The 20,965-nt window shown below is 66.8% G+C and carries 18 protein-coding genes; 16 read left to right on the top strand and 2 right to left on the bottom strand.

Annotated features, from left to right (window positions below):
• Positions 1-16: 16 nt before the first annotated feature.
• A complete protein-coding gene (locus LL06_RS22555; protein WP_035532240.1) occupies positions 17-976 on the bottom strand; it encodes a LysR family transcriptional regulator in 960 nt (319 codons plus the stop codon).
• Between the two features lie 108 nt (positions 977-1,084).
• Between LL06_RS22555 and LL06_RS22550 the strand changes: the two genes are divergently transcribed.
• From LL06_RS22550 to LL06_RS22500, 11 genes are all read left to right on the top strand, one after another.
• The gene (locus LL06_RS22550; protein WP_035532239.1) at positions 1,085-1,951 is read left to right on the top strand and encodes an ABC transporter permease; all 867 of its coding nucleotides are present in this window, start codon (positions 1,085-1,087) and stop codon (positions 1,949-1,951) included.
• Positions 1,951-2,736: an ABC transporter permease gene (locus tag LL06_RS22545; protein WP_035532236.1), complete on the top strand. Its 786-nt coding sequence runs from the start codon at positions 1,951-1,953 to the stop codon at positions 2,734-2,736. Before LL06_RS22550 ends, LL06_RS22545 begins: the two co-directional genes overlap by 1 nt.
• 39 nt (positions 2,737-2,775) lie before the next feature.
• On the top strand, positions 2,776-3,921 hold the full coding sequence (locus tag LL06_RS22540) for an extracellular solute-binding protein (RefSeq protein WP_035532233.1): 1,146 nt from the start codon (positions 2,776-2,778) through the stop codon (positions 3,919-3,921).
• A 64-nt stretch (positions 3,922-3,985) separates the two neighbouring features.
• Positions 3,986-5,074 carry an ABC transporter ATP-binding protein gene (locus tag LL06_RS22535; protein WP_035532230.1) on the top strand — a complete coding sequence of 363 codons (1,089 nt, stop codon included), beginning with the start codon at positions 3,986-3,988 and terminating at the stop codon, positions 5,072-5,074.
• 153 nt (positions 5,075-5,227) lie between these two features.
• Positions 5,228-5,713: a GNAT family N-acetyltransferase gene (locus LL06_RS22530; RefSeq protein WP_052161836.1), complete on the top strand. Its 486-nt coding sequence runs from the start codon at positions 5,228-5,230 to the stop codon at positions 5,711-5,713.
• Complete coding sequence (locus LL06_RS22525) at positions 5,710-6,732, top strand: histone deacetylase family protein (protein ID WP_035532228.1); 1,023 nt, start codon at positions 5,710-5,712, stop codon at positions 6,730-6,732. The genes LL06_RS22530 and LL06_RS22525 overlap by 4 nt, the downstream gene beginning before the upstream one ends.
• The gene (locus tag LL06_RS22520; RefSeq protein ID WP_035532226.1) at positions 6,729-7,856 is read left to right on the top strand and encodes an FAD-binding oxidoreductase; all 1,128 of its coding nucleotides are present in this window, start codon (positions 6,729-6,731) and stop codon (positions 7,854-7,856) included. Before LL06_RS22525 ends, LL06_RS22520 begins: the two co-directional genes overlap by 4 nt.
• Complete coding sequence (locus LL06_RS22515) at positions 7,853-8,200, top strand: RidA family protein (RefSeq protein WP_035532223.1); 348 nt, start codon at positions 7,853-7,855, stop codon at positions 8,198-8,200. The genes LL06_RS22520 and LL06_RS22515 overlap by 4 nt, the downstream gene beginning before the upstream one ends.
• Positions 8,201-8,475: 275 nt before the next feature.
• A complete protein-coding gene (locus tag LL06_RS22510; RefSeq protein WP_035532220.1) occupies positions 8,476-10,251 on the top strand; it encodes an N-acetylglutaminylglutamine amidotransferase in 1,776 nt (591 codons plus the stop codon).
• A 7-nt stretch (positions 10,252-10,258) separates the two neighbouring features.
• Positions 10,259-12,088 carry an N-acetylglutaminylglutamine synthetase gene (ngg, locus tag LL06_RS22505; protein ID WP_173426133.1) on the top strand — a complete coding sequence of 610 codons (1,830 nt, stop codon included), beginning with the start codon at positions 10,259-10,261 and terminating at the stop codon, positions 12,086-12,088.
• Positions 12,088-13,251 (top strand): osmoprotectant NAGGN system M42 family peptidase, encoded by a 1,164-nt coding sequence (locus tag LL06_RS22500; RefSeq protein WP_035532216.1) that lies wholly within the window; start codon positions 12,088-12,090, stop codon positions 13,249-13,251. Before ngg ends, LL06_RS22500 begins: the two co-directional genes overlap by 1 nt.
• Before the next feature lie 15 nt (positions 13,252-13,266).
• Here LL06_RS22500 and LL06_RS22495 read toward each other — a convergent pair whose 3' ends face one another.
• Positions 13,267-14,511, bottom strand: coding sequence for a Zn-dependent hydrolase (locus LL06_RS22495; protein ID WP_035532353.1), 1,245 nt, complete (start codon positions 14,509-14,511; stop codon positions 13,267-13,269).
• A gap of 135 nt (positions 14,512-14,646) precedes the next feature.
• Here LL06_RS22495 and LL06_RS22490 point away from each other — a divergent pair, with 135 nt between their 5' ends.
• The 5 genes from LL06_RS22490 to LL06_RS22470 all read left to right on the top strand — a co-directional run bounded on the left by LL06_RS22490 (position 14,647) and on the right by LL06_RS22470 (position 20,946).
• On the top strand, positions 14,647-16,206 hold the full coding sequence (locus tag LL06_RS22490) for an ABC transporter substrate-binding protein (RefSeq protein ID WP_052161845.1): 1,560 nt from the start codon (positions 14,647-14,649) through the stop codon (positions 16,204-16,206).
• A 75-nt stretch (positions 16,207-16,281) separates the two neighbouring features.
• Positions 16,282-17,226 carry an ABC transporter permease gene (locus LL06_RS22485; RefSeq protein ID WP_035532209.1) on the top strand — a complete coding sequence of 315 codons (945 nt, stop codon included), beginning with the start codon at positions 16,282-16,284 and terminating at the stop codon, positions 17,224-17,226.
• A complete protein-coding gene (locus LL06_RS22480) occupies positions 17,226-19,175 on the top strand; it encodes a dipeptide/oligopeptide/nickel ABC transporter permease/ATP-binding protein (RefSeq protein WP_052161835.1) in 1,950 nt (649 codons plus the stop codon). Before LL06_RS22485 ends, LL06_RS22480 begins: the two co-directional genes overlap by 1 nt.
• Entirely contained in the window at positions 19,168-20,151 is a 984-nt protein-coding gene (locus tag LL06_RS22475; RefSeq protein ID WP_035532207.1) for an oligopeptide/dipeptide ABC transporter ATP-binding protein, read from the top strand. The genes LL06_RS22480 and LL06_RS22475 overlap by 8 nt, the downstream gene beginning before the upstream one ends.
• A 6-nt stretch (positions 20,152-20,157) precedes the next feature.
• On the top strand, positions 20,158-20,946 hold the full coding sequence (locus LL06_RS22470) for an FCD domain-containing protein (protein WP_052161834.1): 789 nt from the start codon (positions 20,158-20,160) through the stop codon (positions 20,944-20,946).
• The last annotated feature ends 19 nt before the right edge of the window (positions 20,947-20,965 follow it).

Raw genomic sequence — 20,965 nt, 5'->3', positions numbered from 1 at the left:
GATGCCCGGGTCCCCGTCAACTGTAAATGCGGTCGTCCATCGGCGTGCGGGCGATGACGCCGGTCAGGCCGGCGAGCATGGCGGCCTCGGCGCGGTTCTGCTTGGCGTGCGGGTTCCAGACCACATGCACATCGATGGCCGGCGGCGCCTCGTAGGGCGGCAGCCGCCACAGCCGGCCGCGCTCCACGTCCTCGCGCACCACATGCAGCGGCAGCGGGCCGATGCCGAGGCCTGCGATGATCATCCGCCGCACTTCTTCCAGATTGGGCGAGGTGCCGACGATGCGCGCGTCGAGCTGCGCCTCGGCGCGCATTTCCGCCACCGGGCGCAGCGCATCATCCATCTGGTCGGTCACGAAACTCACCGAGGAGTGGCCGGAGAGATCGGCCATGGTCACGCCTTCGCGGCCGTAGAGCGGATGCGTCGGGCCGCAGAACAGGCCGAAATACTCGCGGAACAGGCGGCGGTATTCGAGCTGCGGACTGCGGTCCATCACCAGGCAGATGGCGAGCGAAGCCCGGCGCGCCGCCACCGCGGTCAGCGCGCTGCGGCTCGCCATCACCTCGATCGACAGCGTCGCGCGGGGATGATCGAGGTGGAACCTGTTGAGCGTCTCGTCGAACAGGGGGCTCACCACATGGCTCGCCATGACGATGCGGACATGGCCGCTGACCTCGTCCTCGACATCGCCGATGACCGTACCCAGGCGCAGGATGGCGCCGTGGATGTCGATTGCCTCGTCATACAGGAGCCGCCCCGCGGCGGTCAGTTCGAACCGTCCGGGCTTGCGGTTGATCAGCCGCTTGCCGAGCCGGTCCTCGAGCCGCTTGAGCGCGCTCGAGACGGTGGGCTGCTTGAGGCTCAGCCGTTCGGCGGCTTCGGTGACGGAGCGGGAATCGGCCAGCACGAGGAAGGTGCGCAGCAGATTCCAGTCGAGTTCGCGTGCCAGTCGTTCGGGCGGGGTGAGGCTGATCATCTCATTATTGATATCATCTATGATTGCAATATCAATTATCTATTTGATCAATAGGCTTTCCCGCCACATCATGGGACCAACAAGAAGACGCCGGGGAGCGTTGACACCATGAGCATCGAACAACGCGAAGCGCGGCAGCCGTGGATCCTGCTGACGCCGGCCCTCACGGCGGTGCTGTTGCTGCTGATCGTGCCGCTGATGTTCATCGTCGTCTATTCGTTCTGGCTCAAGAGCGCGGCCGGCGCCGACACGCCGGGCTTCTTCCTCGACAACTGGCAGGAGACGCTGACCGATCCGTTCTATCGCGACATCCTGCTCAACACCCTGAAGATCGCCGCCATCACCACCATCGTCTGCGGTCTGCTCGGTTACCCGGCCGCCTATTTCATCGCCCGCTCGAAGGGCAACAAGGCGGTGCTACTGGTGCTGCTGATGCTGCCCTTCTGGATCAGCTACATCATCCGCACGATGAGCTGGATCAACATCCTGGGCGTCTCCGGCGCCCTCAATGCGGCGATGCTGTGGCTGGGCGTCATCGATGAGCCGATCCAGATGCTCTACAACGAGACCACGGTGATCCTCGGCCTCACCCATTTCCTGCTGCCCTTCATGGTGCTCAACATCTTCGTGAGCCTCGACGGCATCGACACCAATCTCGAGGACGCCGCCTCGTCGCTGGGCGCGACCCGCTGGCAGGGCTTCCTGCAGGTGACGCTGCCGCTCTCGCTGCCGGGGCTCGCCGCCGGCGGGCTGCTCTGCTTCGTGCTGGCCGCGGGCACCTACATCACCCCGGTGATCCTCGGCGGGCCGCGCGACGCGATGTTCGCCAACCTCGTCTACGAGGCGATCATCCGCCAGCTCGACTGGCCGCTCGGCTCGGCGCTGTCGCTACTGCTGCTCGCCGTCCTGGGCGTGCTGGTGCTGATCTACAACCGCTATCTCGGCATGGCGCAACTGGCGAAGGGTCTTGGCTGATGGGCTGGCGTCTGATCCGCATCTACACGATCCTGGTCTATCTCTTCATGTTCCTGCCGATCGCGGTGGTGGTGCTGCTGTCGTTCAACGCCAACCAGTTCGGCAGCTTCCCGATGACGGGCCTGTCGACCCGCTGGTTCGAGACCTTGTGGAACAACGACGCCATCATGCGCGCCTTCCGCACCTCGATCGTGCTAGGGTTGATGACGGCGGCGATCTCCACGGTGCTCGGGGTGCTGGCGAGCCTGGCGCTTGTGCGCTACCGGATTCCCGGCCGCAACCTCATCACCACGCTGCTGATCGCGCCGATCCTGGTGCCCGAGGTGGTGCTCGCCGTGGCATTGCTCTTGTTTCTCAATTTCCTCAATTTCGGCAAGAGCTTCACCCTGCTTCTCGCCGGCCATGTGATCTTCACGCTGCCCTTCGTCATCCTCGTGGTGCAGGCGCGGCTGGTCAGCATCAAGCGCGATGTCGAGGAGGCGGCGCTCAGCCTCGGCGCCTCGCCGATGCAGACCTTCTTCGCCATCACGCTGCCGCTGCTGATGCCGGCGGTGGCCGCCGGTGGCCTGTTCGCCTTCACCATCAGCTTCGACGACATCACCGGAACCCTGTTCTGGAAGCCCGGCGGCATCGAGACCGTGCCGACTCAGATCTTCTCGATGCTGCGCAATTCGATCTCTCCGGAGATCAACGCGCTTGGCACGGTCATGATCGTGCTGACGGTCGGGCTGCCGCTGATCGGCGCGGCGATCGCCCGGACACTTGCAACAAGAAGCGGCGCCTAAGCCGCCCGACCCAACCTTAACCAGAGACGGAGAAGACACATGGACGACACAACACGCTATGAACGGCTGCGGGAGCGGTTCCAGAACGGTGACATCAGCCGCCGCAGTTTCTTTGGCCTTCTCGGCGCCGCGGGCGCGGCCTACGGCCTGCAGATGCCCTTCGCCCGCCAGGCCTTCGCGCAGGGCGATGTCAGCCAGGTCCGCTTCGACGGCTGGGGCGGCGTGGTCTCCGAGGCCTTCCGCAAGTTCGCCTTCGATCCCTACACCGAAAAGACCGGCATCACCGTCGTCGACGGCACCTTCCCGGGCGGCGACGAATATCTGGCGCTGGTGCGCGCCAGCCAGCCCGGCGAATACAACATCGCCCACCTGTCGGGCGTGTTCGACTACGCCCGCTACCACAGCTTCGATCTGAACAGCGAACTCAACCTCGACAACATCCCCAACATGGCCAATGTCATGCCGGCGCTGATGAACGCGTTCAAGTCGATCACCCCCGACAGCCTCAGCGCCGCGCCCTACAATTACGGCACCACCGGCCTCGCCTACAACCGCAAGCACATCAGCGACGAGGAGATGAAGGAGAAGGGCGCCAAGATCCTCATCGACGAGAAGTACAAGGGCAAGATCGGCGGCTGGAGCGACTGGCGCACCCGCATGTGGTACGCGGCGCTGCAGACCGGGCAGGACCCTAACGACATCAAGGACACCGACGCGGCCTGGGACGCCGTGCGCAAGCACCGCGACGTCGCGCTCAAATACTGGGCCTCGGGCGCCGAGCTGATGAGCCTGATGGCGGAGGAAGAGATCTACGTCACCGAAGGCTGGTCCGGCCGCATCCATGCCCTGCAGGAACAGGGCCACGACATCGGCTATTACGACCCGCCGAAGAGCTTCGGCTGGCAGGAATGCCTGTTCGTCATCAAGGGCAGCCCGATGGCGGCCTGCGAGGAGCTGATCAACTTCATGCTCGACAAGGAGACCTCGATCGCGGTGGCCGAGGGCCAGAGCTATCCGCCGGCGCTCGACCCGACCAAGGTCGATCTGGGCGAAAAGATCCCGAAGCTTCCCGCCTTCGATGCGACCGGCACGCTGTCGGGCCTGACCTTCGCCAATCCGGCCTACTGGAACGGCAACGAGGCCGAATGGTCGAAGGAATTCGGCCGCGTTCAGCGCGGCTACTGAGCCAGCATCCGGTCCCGCCGCCAGGGCGGGGCCGGCCTTTTTCGCAAACCGGAGGCATGAGCCTGTGAGCGCAGTCACCCTGAGCAAGATCGTCAAGCGCTTTGGCGACTACACCGCCGTGCACCAGATGTCGCTGGAGATCGCCGAGGGCAGTTTCGTGACCCTGCTCGGCCCTTCGGGCTGCGGCAAGACCACCACGCTGCGCATGATCGCGGGCCTGCTCGACCCCACCGAGGGCGACATCGCCATCAAGGGCAAGCGGGTCAACGACGTGCCGATCCACAAGCGCAATCTCGGCCTCGTGTTCCAGAACTACGCCCTGTTTCCGCACAAGACCGTGGCCGACAATGTCGCCTTCGGCCTGAACTACCGCGACGTGAGCAAGGATGAGGCCAAGCGCAAGGTGGCCGCGGCGCTGGAGCTGGTGCAACTGCCCGATCTCGGCGCGCGCTACCCCAAGGAACTCTCGGGCGGCCAGCAGCAGCGCATCGCGCTCGCCCGCGCCATCGTCATCGAACCCGACGTGCTGCTGCTCGACGAGCCGCTGTCTGCGCTCGACGCAAATCTGCGCGAGGACATGCGCGTCGAACTCAAGCGCATCCAGCAGAGCATCGGCGTCACCACGGTCTTCGTCACCCACGACCAGACCGAGGCCCTGGCCATGTCGGACCAGATCATCGTCATGTCGGAAGGCCGGGTCGAGCAGGTCGGCGCGCCCGAGGACGTCTACAACACGCCCGCCACCGAATTCGTCGCCAAGTTCCTGGGCGCCTCCAACCTGCTGACGGCGCAATGTGTCGACGCAGCCGGTGGCGGCATCGTGCTCGACCTGCCGGGTTTCCCCCGCATCGAAATTCCGAAGGAGCGCGCGCCCAGGGTGTCCGGCCCCGGCCCCGTCCGCCTCGTCATCCGCGCCGAGAAGCTGCACCTCAAGGCGCCTCAGACTCCGGCCGACGGCATGCTGAGCGTCGATGCGATCGTCGAGAATGTCGATTACCAGGGCCAGTCCGCGCGCTATTTCGTCCGCGCCGGCGATCACCGGATGCAGGCCGTCAACATGATCGAAGACCATCCCTTTGCCGCCGGCGCGCGCGTCGCGCTCAGGTTCCGCGCGAAAGACTGTGCCGCGTTGCCGGTGGAGAGCCGTCCGTGACCTCACGATTTTTCTGCTATGCGAGATCCGCGCCCGGCCGCAGTCCGGCGCCGCGGCTGTAAGCCGGCAGCGCCGGCAGTCCGCTGCGGTCTGGCGACGCCGGCAAGGCGCGCGCGGCGAGGCTGAAAGTCAAGGAAACAGAGGTATTCGAGCATGAACGACATCACCATCAGGCGGGCGGTTGCCGCGGATGCGGCGAAACTGAACCGGGCGCTGGCCCAATTGTCCGTCGACATGGGCGACCAGCACCGCGCCACCGACGCCGACATCGCCCGCTTCTGCTTCGGACCGGCGCCGGTCTTCCACGCAGTGCTGGCCGAAACCGCCGACGGGCGCATTGTCGGCGCGGCGGCCTATTCGCCCTTCTTCTCGACGGTCAAAGGCGCGGTCGGCCTCTATGTGTCCGATCTCTGGGTGGCGGAGGAAACCCGCGGCAAGCGGCTCGGACGGCTTCTTCTGGCTGAGGTCCGCAAGGCCGGGCGGGAGGCCTGGGACGCCGGCTTCATCCGGCTTGGCGTCTATCACGACAATCCCAAGGCCATGGCCTTCTATGAGCGGCTGGGCTTCGTCGCCGCCGTCGAGACCCAGTTCATGAACCTGGCTGGCCCGCCCTACGACGCTTTGGGAGACGAGACATGAAGGCGATCTTCGACGCGCGCCAGCGGGCGCATGACCCGAAACACTTCATGTCCAATGGTCGCCTCTCCGCCAATCCGGAACAGCCGCAGCGGATCGACGAGCTGAGCCGCGGCGCCCGCGCCGCCGGCTGCGACTTCAGCGCGCCCGTCGACCATGGGCTCGGCCCGATCGCGGAGATCCATTCCCCCGAATATCTTGCGTTCCTGGAGACCATCCACGCGCGCTGGCAGCGCGCCGACGGCGCGTCCGACGAGGTGATCCCCAATGTCCACCCCGACCGGCGGACGGCGAGCTATCCCGGTTCGGCGGCCGGCCAGGCGGGCTTCCACCAGACCGACACGTCCTGTCCGATCGCCGCCGGCACCTGGCAGTCGGCTTACTGGTCGGCCCAGACGGCCTTGAGCGCCGCGGAAGCGGTGCTCGACGGCGAGCGCACGGTCTATGCCCTTTGCCGCCCGCCGGGCCATCACGCGTTCGGCGATCTCGCCGGCGGCTTCTGCTTCTTCAACAATGCGGCGATTGCCGCGCAGGCGCTGCTGCGCGCCGGCCGCCGCCCGGCGATCCTCGATGTCGACGTCCATCACGGCAACGGCACCCAAGGCATTTTCTACCGCCGCCGCGATGTGCTCACCGTCTCGATCCATGCCGATCCGGCCTTTTTCTACCCGTTCTACTGGGGCCATGCCGCCGAGCGCGGCGAGGAGGACGGCATGGGCTACAATCTCAACCTGCCGCTGCCGCGTGGCACCGTGACGGAGGACTACCTGCCCACGCTCGATCTCGCGCTCGACAGGATCCGCGCCTTCGGCGCCGACGTGCTGGTGCTGGCGCTGGGGCTCGACGCCCACGAGAACGATCCGTTCCACGGCTTCAAGGTGACGACGCCGGGCTTCGCCCGGATCGCCGCGCGCATCGCGGGGCTGGACCTGCCTGCGGTCATCGTGCAGGAAGGCGGCTATCTTTCGGCCGATCTGGGCGACAATCTGACGAGTTTTCTCAAGGGGTATGAGGCAGGATGAGCACGCATTCCGACATTCTGGTGATAGGCGGCGGCATTGCCGGCATCAGCGCCGCCGCCCGGCTGGCGGCGGACGCCCGTGTGACCGTGCTCGAGGCCGAGCCGGTGATCGGCCATCATTCCTCCGGCCGCTCGGCGGCGATCTTCATCCGCAATTACGGCAACGCCACGCTGCGCGCGCTCAACGCCGCCTCGGCGCCGTTCCTGGCCGCGCCCGAAGGCGTGGCCGAGACCAGCCTCCTGTCTGCGCGCGGCGAATTGCTGCTCGCCACCGAGGACGACATGGCCAGGTTCGAGGCCTATCTCGATGGCAGCGACGGCCTGGAACGGCTCTCGCCGGCCCAGGCGGTCGGACTGGTGCCGATCCTGCGGCAGGAGGCGATCGTCGCGGCCGCGATCGAATGGGATGCGCAGGACATCGATGTCGACCGCATGCTGCAGGGCTTCGCCCGCAAGCTGCGCGGCCATGGCGGCCGGGTCGTCACCGGCGCCGCGGTGCAGTCGGTTTCCCGCCGCGACGGTCTCTGGTCGGTGGAGACCCCTGCGGGCAGCTTCACCGCGCCGGTGCTGGTCAACGCCGCCGGCGGCTGGGCCGACGCGGTGGCGAAGATGGCCGGCGCCCGACCCCTCGGCCTGCAGCCGCTGCGCCGCTCGGCCGCGCTGATCCCGGCGCCCGAGGGATACGACATCACAAGCTGGCCGCTCTTCGCCAATGCCGGCGACCAGTGGTACGCCAAGCCCGAGGCCGGCAAGCTGATGATCTCGCCCGCCGACGAGGATCCGGTCGACCCGCATGACGTCTGGGCCGACGACATGGTGGTCGCCGAGGGCCTGCACCGCTACGAGCAGGCGGTGACGACGCCGGTGACGCGGGTCGAGCATTCCTGGGCGGGCATGCGCACCTTCGCCCCCGACCGGAGCCCGGTGGTCGGCTTCGCGCCGGAGGCCGACGGCTTCTTCTGGCTCGCCGGGCAGGGCGGCTACGGCATGCAGACCGCGCCGGCCCTGTCGCAACTGACCGCGGATTTGTGCCTGGGACGGCTATCCTCCCTGCACCAAGGCGTAATAGAAGCGCTCAGCCCCGCTCGCGCGGCCCTGAATTTTCAACAAGGACAAAGCACATGACTGATATCAAACGCATCGAAACCGGACCGCGCATGAGCCAGGCCGTGGTCCATGGCGGTCTCGTCTATCTCGCCGGCCAGGTCGGCGCCCCCGGCGCCAGCGTCACCGACCAGACCCGGGAGATCCTCGCCAATATCGACCGGCTGCTCGCCTCCGTCGGCTCCGACAAGAGCAAGATCCTTCAGACCACGATCTGGATGGCGTCGATGGACGATTTCGCCGAGATGAACGCCGTCTGGGACGGCTGGGTGTCGCAGGGCAATGCGCCCGCGCGCGCCACCGGCGAAGCACGGCTCGCCACGCCCGACTACAAGGTCGAGATCATCGTCATCGCGGCTGTCTGAGCCGGAAACGGCGACCTCGACCCCGTCCGGCCGGCTCCGCGGGAGACGGCCGGACGATGGCTTTCGGGCGGTCCCCCGGCCGGATCGGGGCCGGAAAAGCCCTGCCGCTCGCTTCGCACTGCGCTAAATTTCCCACAAATGTTTGATTTCTCGCGCCGCAATTACTAGATAGTTCCCATCACTTAGCGCCGCGCCTTGCCGCGATGCCTCTTTGTGCAGCCGTGGCGCCATGCCTGTTTCGCCTGCACGAGCCAATAATCGGGGACGAAAACAAGATGTGTGGAATTGCCGGGGAAATCCGTGTCGACGGCGCATTTGCCGATACCGCCGCCGTCGCGAGAATGAGTGACGCCATGGCCCCGCGCGGGCCGGATGGGAGCGGCATCGTCGCCCATGGGCGCGTGGCCTTCGGCCACCGGCGGCTCAAGATCATCGACCTGTCGGAAAAGGCCGCCCAGCCGATGCTGGATTCCGCGCTGGGACTCACCATCGTCTTCAACGGCTGCATCTACAATTATCCCGAGCTGCGCGAAGAACTCATAGCCGCGGGCTACGACTTCTTCTCGCACGGCGACACCGAGGTGGTGCTCAAGGCCTACCACAAATGGGGCGAGGCCTGCGTCGAGCGCTTCCACGGCATGTTCGCCTTCGCCATCCACGAGCGCGAGACCGGCGACGTCGTGCTGGCGCGCGACCGCTTCGGCATCAAGCCGCTGTATTACGCGCAGGATTCGAGCCGCATCCGCTTCGCCTCCTTCCTTCCGGCGCTTTTGAAGGCCGGCGGCGTCGACACCGGGATCGACCGCGAGGCGCTGCACAATTACATGAGCTTCCACGCCGTGGTGCCGCCGCCGCGCACCATCCTCAAGGGCGTGCGCAAACTGGCGCCGGCCACCACACGGCGCATCGCCGCCGACGGAACCTCGACCGACCGGCTCTACTGGTCTCCGCCCTATCAGCGCCGCAGCCAGGACAGCGGCCTCACGCGCAACGACTGGCGCGACAAGGTGCATGATGCGCTGAGGCTTGCCGTGCGCCGCCGCATGGTGGCCGACGTTCCGGTCGGCGTGCTGCTGTCGGGCGGCGTCGATTCGAGCCTGATCGTCGGGCTTCTGGCCGAGGAAGGCCAGAAGGACCTGATGACCTTCTCCATCGGCTTCGAGGAGGCCAATGGCGAGAAGGGCGACGAGTTCGTCTATTCCGACCTGATCGCCAAGACCTTCAACACCGATCATCACAAGATCTTCGTGCCGTCGGCCGATCTCATCAGCCATCTGCCCGACACCATCGCCGCGATGTCGGAGCCGATGGTCTCCTACGACAATATCGGCTTCTTCCTCTTGAGCCGCGAAGTCTCCAAGCACATCAAGGTGGTGCAGTCTGGCCAGGGTGCCGACGAGGTGTTCGGCGGATATCACTGGTACCCGCCGCTCGCCAATTCCAACGATGTCGTCGGCGACTACGCCAAGGTGTTCTTCGACCGCAGCCACGAGACGCTGAAGCGCCAGCTCGGCGACCAGTGGATCGCCGACAGCGATGTCAGCCGCGCGCTCGTCAGCGAGCATCTGCTCCGCGACGGCGCCGCCACGCCGGTCGACCGGGCGCTGAGGCTCGATTCCGAAGTCATGCTGGTCGACGATCCGGTCAAGCGCGTCGACAACATGACCATGGCCTGGGGGCTCGAGGCGCGCGTGCCGTTCCTCGACCACGAGCTGGTGGAACTGGCCGCGACCATCCCGCCGGAATTCAAGTTGAACGACAACGGCAAGGGCGTGCTCAAGGACGCAGCAAGACTGGTCGTGCCGCACGAGGTGATCGACCGCAAGAAGGGCTATTTCCCCGTCCCGCAGCTCAAATACATCCAGGGCGAATATCTCGACATGGTCAAGGATTCGCTCGGCTCGCAGGCCGCCCGCGAGCGCGGCCTGTTCAAGCAGGACTATCTCGAAACCCTGTTCGCCGACCCGGCCAGCCACATCACGCCGCTGCGCGGATCGGAACTGTGGCAGGTGGCCCTTCTCGAAATGTGGCTCCAGACACACGGGGTGTGAGACCGTCATGGCGGACAAGGGCAAGGACGGCGGCAAGGGGGCGACGCGCGAGCGCCAGGGGCGCGACGCCTATCAGCACCGGCTGCTGCGCATGCGCGAGCAGGGGCTCAAGCCCCCGATCGCCCCGCACGGCGATGAAGCGTCGCGGATGACGCCGGAATTCGCGCTCGACTGCGGCTGGGGCCGGCTGGTCTTCGCCCAGACCTTCGACAATCCAGCCTCGATGATCTCAGCCCTGAGCGGCGAGCAGCCCGACCGGCGCGACATCGCCGTCTATGTGCGCGATCCGCATGTGCTGCTCGCCAACGCGCCGCAGGAGCTGTTTCTTGATCCGTCGCACACCTACCGGCTCGACCTGTCGCGCTACCGCGCCTCGCGCAAGTCGCCGAAAGGCTTCTTCATTCGGCGTCTGACCTCCCAGTCCGATGCCGACGCGATCAACCGCATCTATGCGGCGCGCTCGATGGTTCCGGTGCCGCCGGAGTTCTTCTGGTCGAAACGCGACGCCCGCTCGATCATCTATTTCGTCGCCGAGGACGAGCAGACAGGGGAGATCCTCGGCACCGTGACCGGCGTCGACCACATGCGCGCCTTCAACGATCCCGAGCACGGTTCGTCGCTGTGGTGCCTGGCCGTCGATCCGGTGGCGCGCCATCCCGGCATCGGCGAAGCGCTGGTGCGGCGGCTCGCCGAATATTTCACGCCGCGCCGCGCCGCTTTTCTCGATCTCTCCGTCTTGCATCACAACGAGCAGGCGATCGCGCTCTATGAAAAGCTCGGCTTCCAGCGGGTCTCGTTCTTCTCGGTCAAGCGCAAGAACCCGATCAACGAGGTGCTGTTCACCGGCCCCGAGACCGACGCCGCCTTCAATCCCTATGCGGCGATCATCGTCAAGGAGGCCCGGCGCAGGGGCATCCGCGTCGAGCCGGTCGACGCCGAGGCCGGCTATTTCCGCCTGACCCAGGGCGGCCGCACGGTGCTGTGCCGCGAGAGTCTGACCGAACTCACCTCCGCCGTGGCGCTGTCGATCTGCGACGACAAGGCGATCACCCGCCGGCTGGTCTCGGCCGCCGGTGTGCGGGTGCCGGCCCAGCTCGACGGCGACGCCAGCCCCGAGGAGATCGAGGCCTTCGTCCGGCGCTGCGGCCGCATCGTGGTCAAGCCCGCGCGCGGCGAGCAGGGCAGGGGCATCTCGGTCGGCGTGTCCGACCCCGAGGAGGTCAGGGCGGCCATCGCCGAGGCCAAGACGGTGTCCGAAACCGTGCTGCTCGAGGACTATATCGAGGGCGAGGACCTGCGGCTGGTGGTCATCAACTACCGCGTCGTCGCCGCCGCCATTCGCCGCCCGCCCTCGGTGGTGGGCGACGGGGAGCGCACCGTGCGGCACCTGATCGAGGCGCAGAGCCGGCGCCGGTCGGCGGCCACCGGCGGCGAATCGCGCATTCCGCTTGACGCGGAAACTGAGCGCACCGTGCGCGAGGCGGGCTACGGGCTCGACGACGTGCTGCCGGCGGAAAAGGAGATCTCGGTGCGCAAGACCGCCAACCTGCACACCGGCGGCACCATCCACGATGTTACCGACATCGTCGACAAGACGCTGGTCGACGCGGCGATCACCGCCGCCCGCGCCATCGACATTCCGGTCACCGGCATCGACCTGATGGTCAAGTCGCCGAGCCGGCCGGACTACGCCTTCATCGAGGCCAATGAACGGCCGGGGCTGGCCAATCACGAGCCGCAGCCGACGGCGGAACGCTTCATCGACCTGCTGTTTCCGCTGTCGATGCCGGCGGCCGCGCGTCAGACAATGCACAAGGAACGGGAGGGAGGCAGCTAGTGTCACGCCTGGCAATCGATCACGAATACATGCTTCACATGCTGGAGAAGCTGTTGAAGATCCCAAGCCCCACCGGCTACACCGATACCGTGGTGCGCTTCGTCACCCAGGAGATCGAGCGCCAGGGGCTGAAGGTCGAACTGACGCGGCGCGGCGCGATCCGCGCCATCCGCTCCGGCAAGCGCGAGGAAGGTGCGCGCGCCATCGTCTCCCACCTCGATACGCTGGGCGCGCAGGTCAAGCAGCTCAAGGACAATGGCCGCCTTGAGCTGGTGCCGATCGGCCATTGGTCGGCCCGCTTCGCCGAAGGCGCGCGGGCGACGGTGTTTGCTGAAACCGGGACCTATCGCGGCACCATCCTGCCGCTCAAGGCCTCGGGCCACACCTTCAACGACGAGGTCGATACCGCCCCCGTCGGCTGGCAGCATGTGGAGCTGCGCATCGACGCGCTGTCGCGCAACAAGGCCGATATCCAGCGGCTCGGCATCGAGATCGGTGACACCATCGCCATCGATCCGCAGCCCGAGTTCCTCGACAACGGCTTCATCGTCTCCCGCCACCTCGACGACAAGGCCGGCGTGGCGGTGATGCTGGCGGCGTTGAAAGCGCTGCAGGACGAGGGCGCCGAGACCCCCGTCGACCTGCATTTTCTGTTCACCATCGCCGAGGAAGTCGGCGTCGGCGCCTCCTCCGTGCTCAGCCACAATGTCGCCTCGATGGTTTCGGTTGACAACGGGACGACGGCGCCGGGACAGAATTCCGACGAGTTCGGCGTCACCATCGCCATGGCCGACCAGACCGGACCTTTCGACTTCCATCTCGCCCGCAAGCTGGTGAAACTGTGCAAGGACAACGAGATCCGCTACCAGAAGGACGTGTTTCGCTACTACCGCTCGGATTCGGCCAGCGCCATCGAGGCGGGCGCCGATGTGCGCACGGCGCTGATCACCTTCGGCGTCGACGCCTCGCACGGCTATGAGCGCATCCACACCCACGCGCTACGCTCGCTCGCCGAACTGATCACCGCCTATGCGGTGAGCCCGGTCGAGATAAAGCGCGACTTCAAGGAAACCTCGGACGTCAAGGGCTTCACCCGCCAGCCGGCCGGCGAGGCCGAGCAGGACCTGTCGCCGGTCGTTGCCGACGAGGAACTGGGCGAGTAGCCCGCCCTCTTGCCGTCAGGCGCCCGACAGCCGCACCAGCGCGTTGAGCATGAGCTGCGCGCCCTTCTCGATGTCGGCCCAGTCGCTCCATTCCTCCGGCGCATGGCTGATGCCGCCCCGGCTCGGGATGAAGATAAGTCCCGACGGGCAGAGCGACTGCATCGTCTGCGCGTCGTGACCGGCGCCTGACGGCATCACCGTCGCAGCGGTGCCGAGCCTTTCCGCTTCCTCGCTCAGGACCCCGCGAAGACCGGGATCGAGCGACACCGGCGACAGCCAGCTCTTGTCGGTCACGGTCCACTCGAGCCCGTGCGCCGTGGCGGCGGCCTCGATCCGGTCGAGGCACGCGGCGCGCAGCGCCTGCATCACCGGCTCCGACGTGTCGCGCAGATTGATCAGGAAGTCAGCCGCCCCCGGGATGGTGTGCGGGAAGTTCGGATGGAGCTCGACCTTGCCGATGGTCATCCGGCTCTGCGCCGAGCCGTGCTCTCCGAGGATGGCGGGGATGGCGCTTGCGAAACGCGCCAGGCCGGCAAAGGCGTCGGCGCGCATGTCCATCGGCGTCGTGCCCGAATGATTGGCCGTCCCCTCGTAGCGGACCTGCAGATTGCACACGCCGGCGATCGCCTCGACGATGCCGATGGGCACGGCCGATCTCTCCAGCACCGGCCCCTGCTCGATGTGCAGCTCCAGGAATGCCCGGATCGACCCCGGCGCCCAGGCGGCCTTGAGCGCGTCGCGGGCATCGAGGCCATGCGCCGCCATGGCGTCGACAAGCCGGACGCCGTCGCTGTCGGACGCCTGCTCGATCCACTCGGGCGCGACCTTGCCGGCGATCGCCTGCGAGCCGAGCATGCCGCCGAAGCGGCCTTCCTCCTCCGCCGTGGCGATGACCACGACCGGGGTCTTTGGTTCGATCCCGGCATCCTTCATGGCGCGCACGCATTCGAGCGCGACGCAGGCGCCGAGCGAGCCGTCGAAGCCGCCGCCCTCCGGCACCGTGTCGAGATGCGAGCCCGCCATCATGCAGGGAATGCCCTCCGGACCATGGCGTCCGAACAGATTGTTCACGCCGTCGCGGCTCACCTTGAGCCCGTCCTTGCCCATCTCGTTGGCAAACCAGTCGCGCACCGCCATGTCGTCCGCGGAGTAGCCGGTGCGGTTGTAGCCGCCGGTTACGGCGTTGAAACCGAAGGCGTTTACGCCGTCCAGCAGGCGCCGGAGGCGGGGAAGGTCGATGACGGGGTGGGTGCTGCTCATGATGCCTGCCTGTTCTTTGTCACGGGTCGCCAGAAAGGACAGTTCAGCATGCACAAAAATTTATCATAATAAATGCTTGCATTGGAATTAATTTTCCGGATTAATTGGTTCCCATCAGCAACGATGGAGATCGCCATGAAGAGACTTCTGGCTGCGGCGGCGACTGTTCTGTCGCTTGCATTCGCTTCCCCCACCCATGCCCAGACACCGCCGAATGTTCTCGTGGTCGGCCAGATCGCGGAACCCAAGTCGCTCGATCCGCATGCGGTGACCGCGGTCAACGACTTCCGCATCCTGATGAACGTCTATGACGGGCTGGTGCGCTACAAGAACGGCACGCTGGAGGTCGAGCCGGCGCTCGCCGAAAGCTGGACCATCTCCGACGACGGCACCGTCTACACGTTCAAGCTGCGCGAGGGCGTGAGCTTCCATGACGGCGCGCCGCTCAATGCGGAAGCGGTCAAGTTCAATTTCGAGCGGATGCTGAAGGAAGACCATCCCTTCCACGACACCGGCCCGTTCCCGCTGGCGTTCTTCTTCTCCACGGTCGACACCGTGACCGCAATCGACGACCTGACCGTCGAGTTCAAATTGAAGGAGCCCTACGCGCCGTTCCTGTCCAACCTCGCCTATCCCACCGGGCTGATCGTTTCGCCCAAGGCGGTCGAGGAACACGGCGCCGATTTCGGCCGCAATCCGTCCGGCACCGGCGCCTACAAATTCGCCGAATGGGAGGCCAACGCCAAGGTCGTGGTCACCCGCAACGAGGACTACTGGGACGGCGCGCCGGAGCTCGAGGCGGTGATCTACCGGCCGATCACCGACGCCAATACCCGCATCGCCGAAATGCTCTCGGGCGGGCTCGATATCATGGTCGAGGTGCCGCCGGACAGCCTGCAGCAGTTCCGCAGCGACGAAGCCTTCGAGGTCCAGGAACAGGCGGGCCCGCACGTCTGGTTCCTGATCCTCAATGCCAAGGAAGGCCCCTTCGCCACGAAGGAAATCCGCCAGGCCGCCAACTATGCCGTCAACAAGACCACGCTGGTCGACAACATCCTGCAGGGCACCGCGGAAGTGGCCGCCGGCCCGACCCCGCCGGCCTTCGCCTGGGCCTATGACGAAGACCTCGAGCCCTATCCCTACGATCCCGACAAGGCCCGCGAACTGTTGAAGGAGGCCGGCTACGACGGCGAGGAAATCACCTTCTACGTCACCGAAGGCGGCTCCGGCATGCTCGACCCCATCGCCATGGGCACGGCCATCCAGGCCGATCTCGAGGCCGTGGGCATGAAGGTCAAGATCGAGACCTACGAGTGGAACACCTATCTGGGGCTGGTCAATCCGGGGCTCGAGGGCAAGGCCGACATGGCCGAGATGGCCTGGATGACGAACGACCCGGACACGCTGCCGTTCCTGACGCTCAGGACCGAAGCCTGGCCGGACAAGGGCGGCTTCAATTCGGGCTACTACTCCAACCCGAAGGTCGACGAGCTGCTCGAAGCGGCCCGCCGCGCCACCGACCAGGACGAACGCGCGAAGCTCTACCGCGAGATGCAGTCGATCGTGCAGGAGGACGCGCCCTGGGTGTTCGTCGCCAACTGGAAGCAGAACGCGGTGATCAAGGCGTCCGTCGAGGACTTCAAGCTGCAGCCCTCGTTCTTCCTGATGCTCCAGAACGTGGCCAAGCCCGAGTAACCCGACACCTTCGCGGGCGGCGTCCTTCGGGGACTGCCGCCCGCGCTTCAATCCAACCCGCCCGGGAGACCGCCTGTGTCGGCCTATATCGCCAAACGCCTTCTGGCCGCGATTCCCGTCCTGTTCGGGTTGACCATCATCGTCTTCCTGATCATGGCGATGATCCCGGGCGATCCGGCCACCGCGATCCTCGGCTCCTATGCCACACCCGAGAATGTCGAGAAGCTCAACCGCGACCTCGGCCTCGACAAGCCGCTCCTGCAGCAATACCTGATCTGGATCGCCAACCTGTTCCAGGGCGATCTCGGCCGCTCCTACACGCTCAACCGCCCGGTGCTCGACGAAGTGCTCGAGCGCTTCTCCGCGACGCTGATCCTCGCCGGCACGGCGCTGGTGCTCTGCTCGATCCTCGGCCTGATCGCCGGCGTCATCTCGGCGGTGCGGCAGTTCTCCTGGGTGGACAAGACCATCACGCTGGTGGTGCTGATCGGCATCTCCATCCCCTCCTTCTGGCTCGGGCTGCTCTTGATCCTGGTCTTCGCGGTCAACCTGCGCTGGTTCCCGGCCTCGGGCATGTACGCCATCTATGGCGGCGGCGGGCCGCTCGACCTGCTGCATCATCTGTTCCTGCCGGCGCTCACCTTGGCCGTCGTCGCCACCGGCGTCATCGCGCGATTGACCCGCACCGCCATGCTCGAAGTGCTGCGTCAGGACTACATCCGCACCGCGCGCGCCAAGGGCGTGACCGAGAACCGCGTGATCTACCGCCACGCCTTCAAGGCGGCGCTGGTGACCGTCATTCCGGTGATCGGCATCCAGGCGGGCTTCGTGCTCGGCGGCGCGGTCTATATCGAGACGGTGTTCCAGTGGCCCGGCATCGGCTCGATGCTGGTCAAGGCGATCTCGACCCGCGACCTGCTGCTGGTGCAGGGCGGCGTGCTGGTGGTCGCCAGCGCCTATGTGCTGTTCAACCTCGCAGCCGACGTGCTGCAGACCGTGCTTGATCCGAGGCTGCGCTGATGGCCGAGGCAAGCACCGCGACCGCGCCGGCTGCGCGCCCCAGGAAAAGGTCCTCCGGGCGTCCGGACAATCTGGGCCTGCTGCTCAACAACAGGCTCGCGACCGCCGGGCTCGCGATCTTCGCGCTGATCGTGCTCACGGCGCTGCTGGCTCCGCTGCTGCCGCTGCCCGATCCCGACGTCACCGCCCCGGCCGACCGGCTGCTCCGGCCGCTGAGCGAAGGCCATCTGCTCGGCACCGACGCGCTCGGCCGCGACATTCTCTCGCGGCTTGTCTGGGGCAGCCGCGTGAGCCTCGCCGTCGGCATCTCGGCGACGCTGATCGCCGCCTTCTTCGGCTCGCTGATCGGGCTCGTCGCGGGCTATGCCGGCGGCCGGGTCGACACGCTTCTGATGCGTGGCATCGACATGGTCATGGCCTTTCCCTACATCCTGCTGGCGCTCGCCATCGTCGCGGTGCTGGGGCCGGGCCTGCTCAACGCGCTCTACGCCATCGCCGTGGTGAACATCCCCTTCTTCGCCCGCAACATCCGCGGCATCGCGCTCGGCCTGTCGCGCCGCGAATTCGTCGATGCGGCGCGGCTGTCGGGCAAGAGCCACGCGCAGATCCTGTTCATCGAGGTTCTGCCCAATGTGCTTCCGGTGATCATCATCACCATGTCGACGACGGTCGGCTGGATGATCCTCGAAACCGCGGGCCTGTCGTTCCTCGGGCTCGGCGCGCAGCCGCCGCAGGCGGACCTCGGCTCGATGCTGGGCGACGGCCGCAAGATCCTGTTCACCGCGCCGCATGTGTCGATCATCCCCGGGCTGATGATCTTCGCCCTGGTGATGAGCATCAACCTCATCGGCGACGGCGTGCGCGACGTGCTCGATCCGCGGCTCAAATCGGGGGCGCTGACCCGGCCGGTGGCGCGCACCGCGGTGATGCGCGACCACGCGCCGGGCAAGTTCCTGCCGTCGCCCGGCGCCGTGCTCGACGTGCGCGGGCTCAGGACCGAGTTTCATTTCGGCCGGGAGATCTTCCACGCGGTGGGCGGCGTCGACATGCGGCTGGGGCAGGGCGAGTGTCTCGGCATCGTCGGCGAATCCGGTTCCGGCAAGTCGGTGGCCGCCATGTCGATCATGGGCCTGGTGCCGACCCCGCCCGGCCGCATCACCCAGGGCGTGGCGCTGCTCGATGGCGAGGACCTGTTCTCGGTCTCCGACGAGCGCGTGCGCCAGTTGCGCGGCTCCGCCGTGAGCCACGTGTTCCAGGACCCGCTGTCGACGCTGCATCCGCTGTTCACCATTGGCGACCAGCTGATCGAGGCGATCCAGGCGCACCAGCCGCTGGGCAAGGCCCGGGCCACGGAGAAGGCGGCCGAGCTGTTGAAGCTGGTGCGCATCCCCAATCCGGCGGAGCGGCTCAAGGCCTATCCGCATGAACTGTCCGGCGGCATGCGCCAGCGCGTCTGCATCGCCATGGCGCTTGCCGGTGACGCCAGGATCATCATCGCCGACGAACCCACCACCGCGCTCGACGTCACGGTACAGGCGCAGGTTCTGTCGCTGCTCGATGCGCTGCGCCGGGAGAACAACACCGGCATCCTGTTCATCACCCATGATTTCGGCGTCGTCTCGGCGATCTGCGACCGCGTCGCGGTGATGTATGCCGGCCAATTCGTCGAGACCGGAACGACGGCCGAGATCCTGTCCTCTCCGGCCCATCCCTACACCGCCAAGCTGATCGACTGCGTGCCTGTGCTCGGGCAACCCGAGCGCCGGCTCGATGCCATCGAGGGGCGCCCGCCGGTGGTCAACGACCTGCCGGTGGGCTGCCGTTTTGCCCCGCGCTGTCCGCGGGCCCGGGAGGATTGCCGCACGGGGCCGATCCCGCTCACAAGGTTCGGCGCGGGCCGCGAGGTGCGCTGCATCCACCCGCTCACGCGGGAGGCTGCAGATGCCTGAGGCGCCGCTTCTTTCCATTGAACAGGCGGAGAAGGTGTTCGGCGGCGGCCGCACCCTGTTCGGCCGGATGCGGCCCGCCGTCCACGCCGTCCAGGATGTCTCCCTCGAGGTCAGGCGCGGCGAGACTCTCGGCGTCGTCGGCGAATCGGGCTGCGGCAAGTCCACGCTCGCGCGCCTGATCGTCGGCCTAGACGCGCCCACCGGCGGCCGCATCGTCTTCGACGGGCGCGACCTGGTGGCCGAGGCGGGCAAGGATCTGCGCCGGCTGTCGCGCGACGTGCAATATGTCTTCCAGGATCCGGTCGCCTCGCTCAACCCGCGCAAGACCATCCGCACCATCCTCGAGGCTCCGCTGATCCATCTGCTCGGGCTTGACCGGACGGCGCGCGAGAGCCGGTTGTCGGAGCTGATGGACGCGGTCAATCTGGCGCCCGAGTTCCTCGACCGCTATCCGCACGAATTCTCCGGCGGCCAGGCCCAGCGCATCGGCATCGCCCGCGCGCTCGCCGCCGATCCGAAGCTGATCGTGCTCGACGAGCCGGTTTCCGCACTCGATGTCTCGGTGCAGGCTCAGGTGCTCAACATTCTCGACGGACTGAAGACCAGGTTCGGCCTGACCTATGTCTTCATCAGCCACGATCTCTCGGTGGTCGAAAGCGTCAGCGACCGGGTGGCGGTGATGTATTTCGGCCGGATCGTCGAGATCGGTCCCGCGCGCGCCGTCTTCGGGTCGCCGCGCCATCCCTACACGCACCTGTTGCTGCAATCGGCGCCCGCGCCGGGGCGGCGTTCGCTGGTCTCCGAGGATGCCGAGACCGAACTGCCCGACCCCTACAATCCGCCGCCCGGATGCGCCTTTTATGCCCGTTGCCCTCGCGGCACCGATATGTGTAATGCTAGGCAACCGCCGCTCGATGAAGTGGCCGGCGAGACAGCTCACCGGGCGGCGTGTTTTCATCCACATGAGGGGCGATAGGCGGGAATGGCGGATGTGTCGGACAGGCCGGAAATTGCGCCCGTGGTGCCGGCGGCCGTGCGCAAGCGCAAGCGGCCCGACATCACCGCCGACGCGATCCGCGACCGCATCATGGAGTCGGGCCTGTCTCCCGGAGACCGGGTTCCGGCCGGCTGGCTCGACCCGGACGCGCTCAACGTGTCGCGCGGCACGCTGCGCGAGGCGCTGAAGCTGCTCGAATTCCAGGGGCTGGTGACCACCAAGACGGGCCCGGGCGGAGGCGCTTTCGTCGCGGCCATCGCGCCCGAAAACGCGCTGCGCATGCTCGACAACCTGTTCCTGTTCTCGCCGCCGACCATCGCCGACATCTATGCCATGCGCATGCTGATCGAGCCGGAGCTTGCCGCCGCGGCGGCGACGGCGACCCTGTCGAAGGAGGCCTTCGCGGCGTTGCAGGACACCATCCGCCTCTACGAGGCGGAGCCGGTGTCGGGCGAGGACGAGTACCGCCAGCGCCTGGCCGAGCTCGATTTCCACGCCGAGCTTGCCCGCAACTGCCCCAACCGCGTGCTGGGCTTCGTCGCCGTGTTCCTGCTGAGCCTGCTACGCGACATGACGGTCTGCCGCGAGATCTACCAGGGACCCAATCCGGGGCTTCGCGAGACCGGGCTCAACTATCAGGTCCGCCTGTTGCGCGCGATCAACTCGGGCGACGCCGGGCGGGCGCGCGAGATCATGGGCGAGCACATGCGCGAGGCGGCCAACTACATGCTGGAGCGCGCCGCCATGCGCGAGCGCCCGCGGCCGAAACCGTGAACGGGGGCGCGGCGGCCTG

Origin of the sequence: Hoeflea sp. BAL378, from assembly GCF_000759435.1 — a bacterium.
Taxonomy (GTDB): Bacteria; Pseudomonadota; Alphaproteobacteria; order Rhizobiales; family Rhizobiaceae; genus Hoeflea.
Note: the sequence above shows the minus strand (reverse complement) of the source record. Positions and strands in the feature narration are given on the sequence as shown.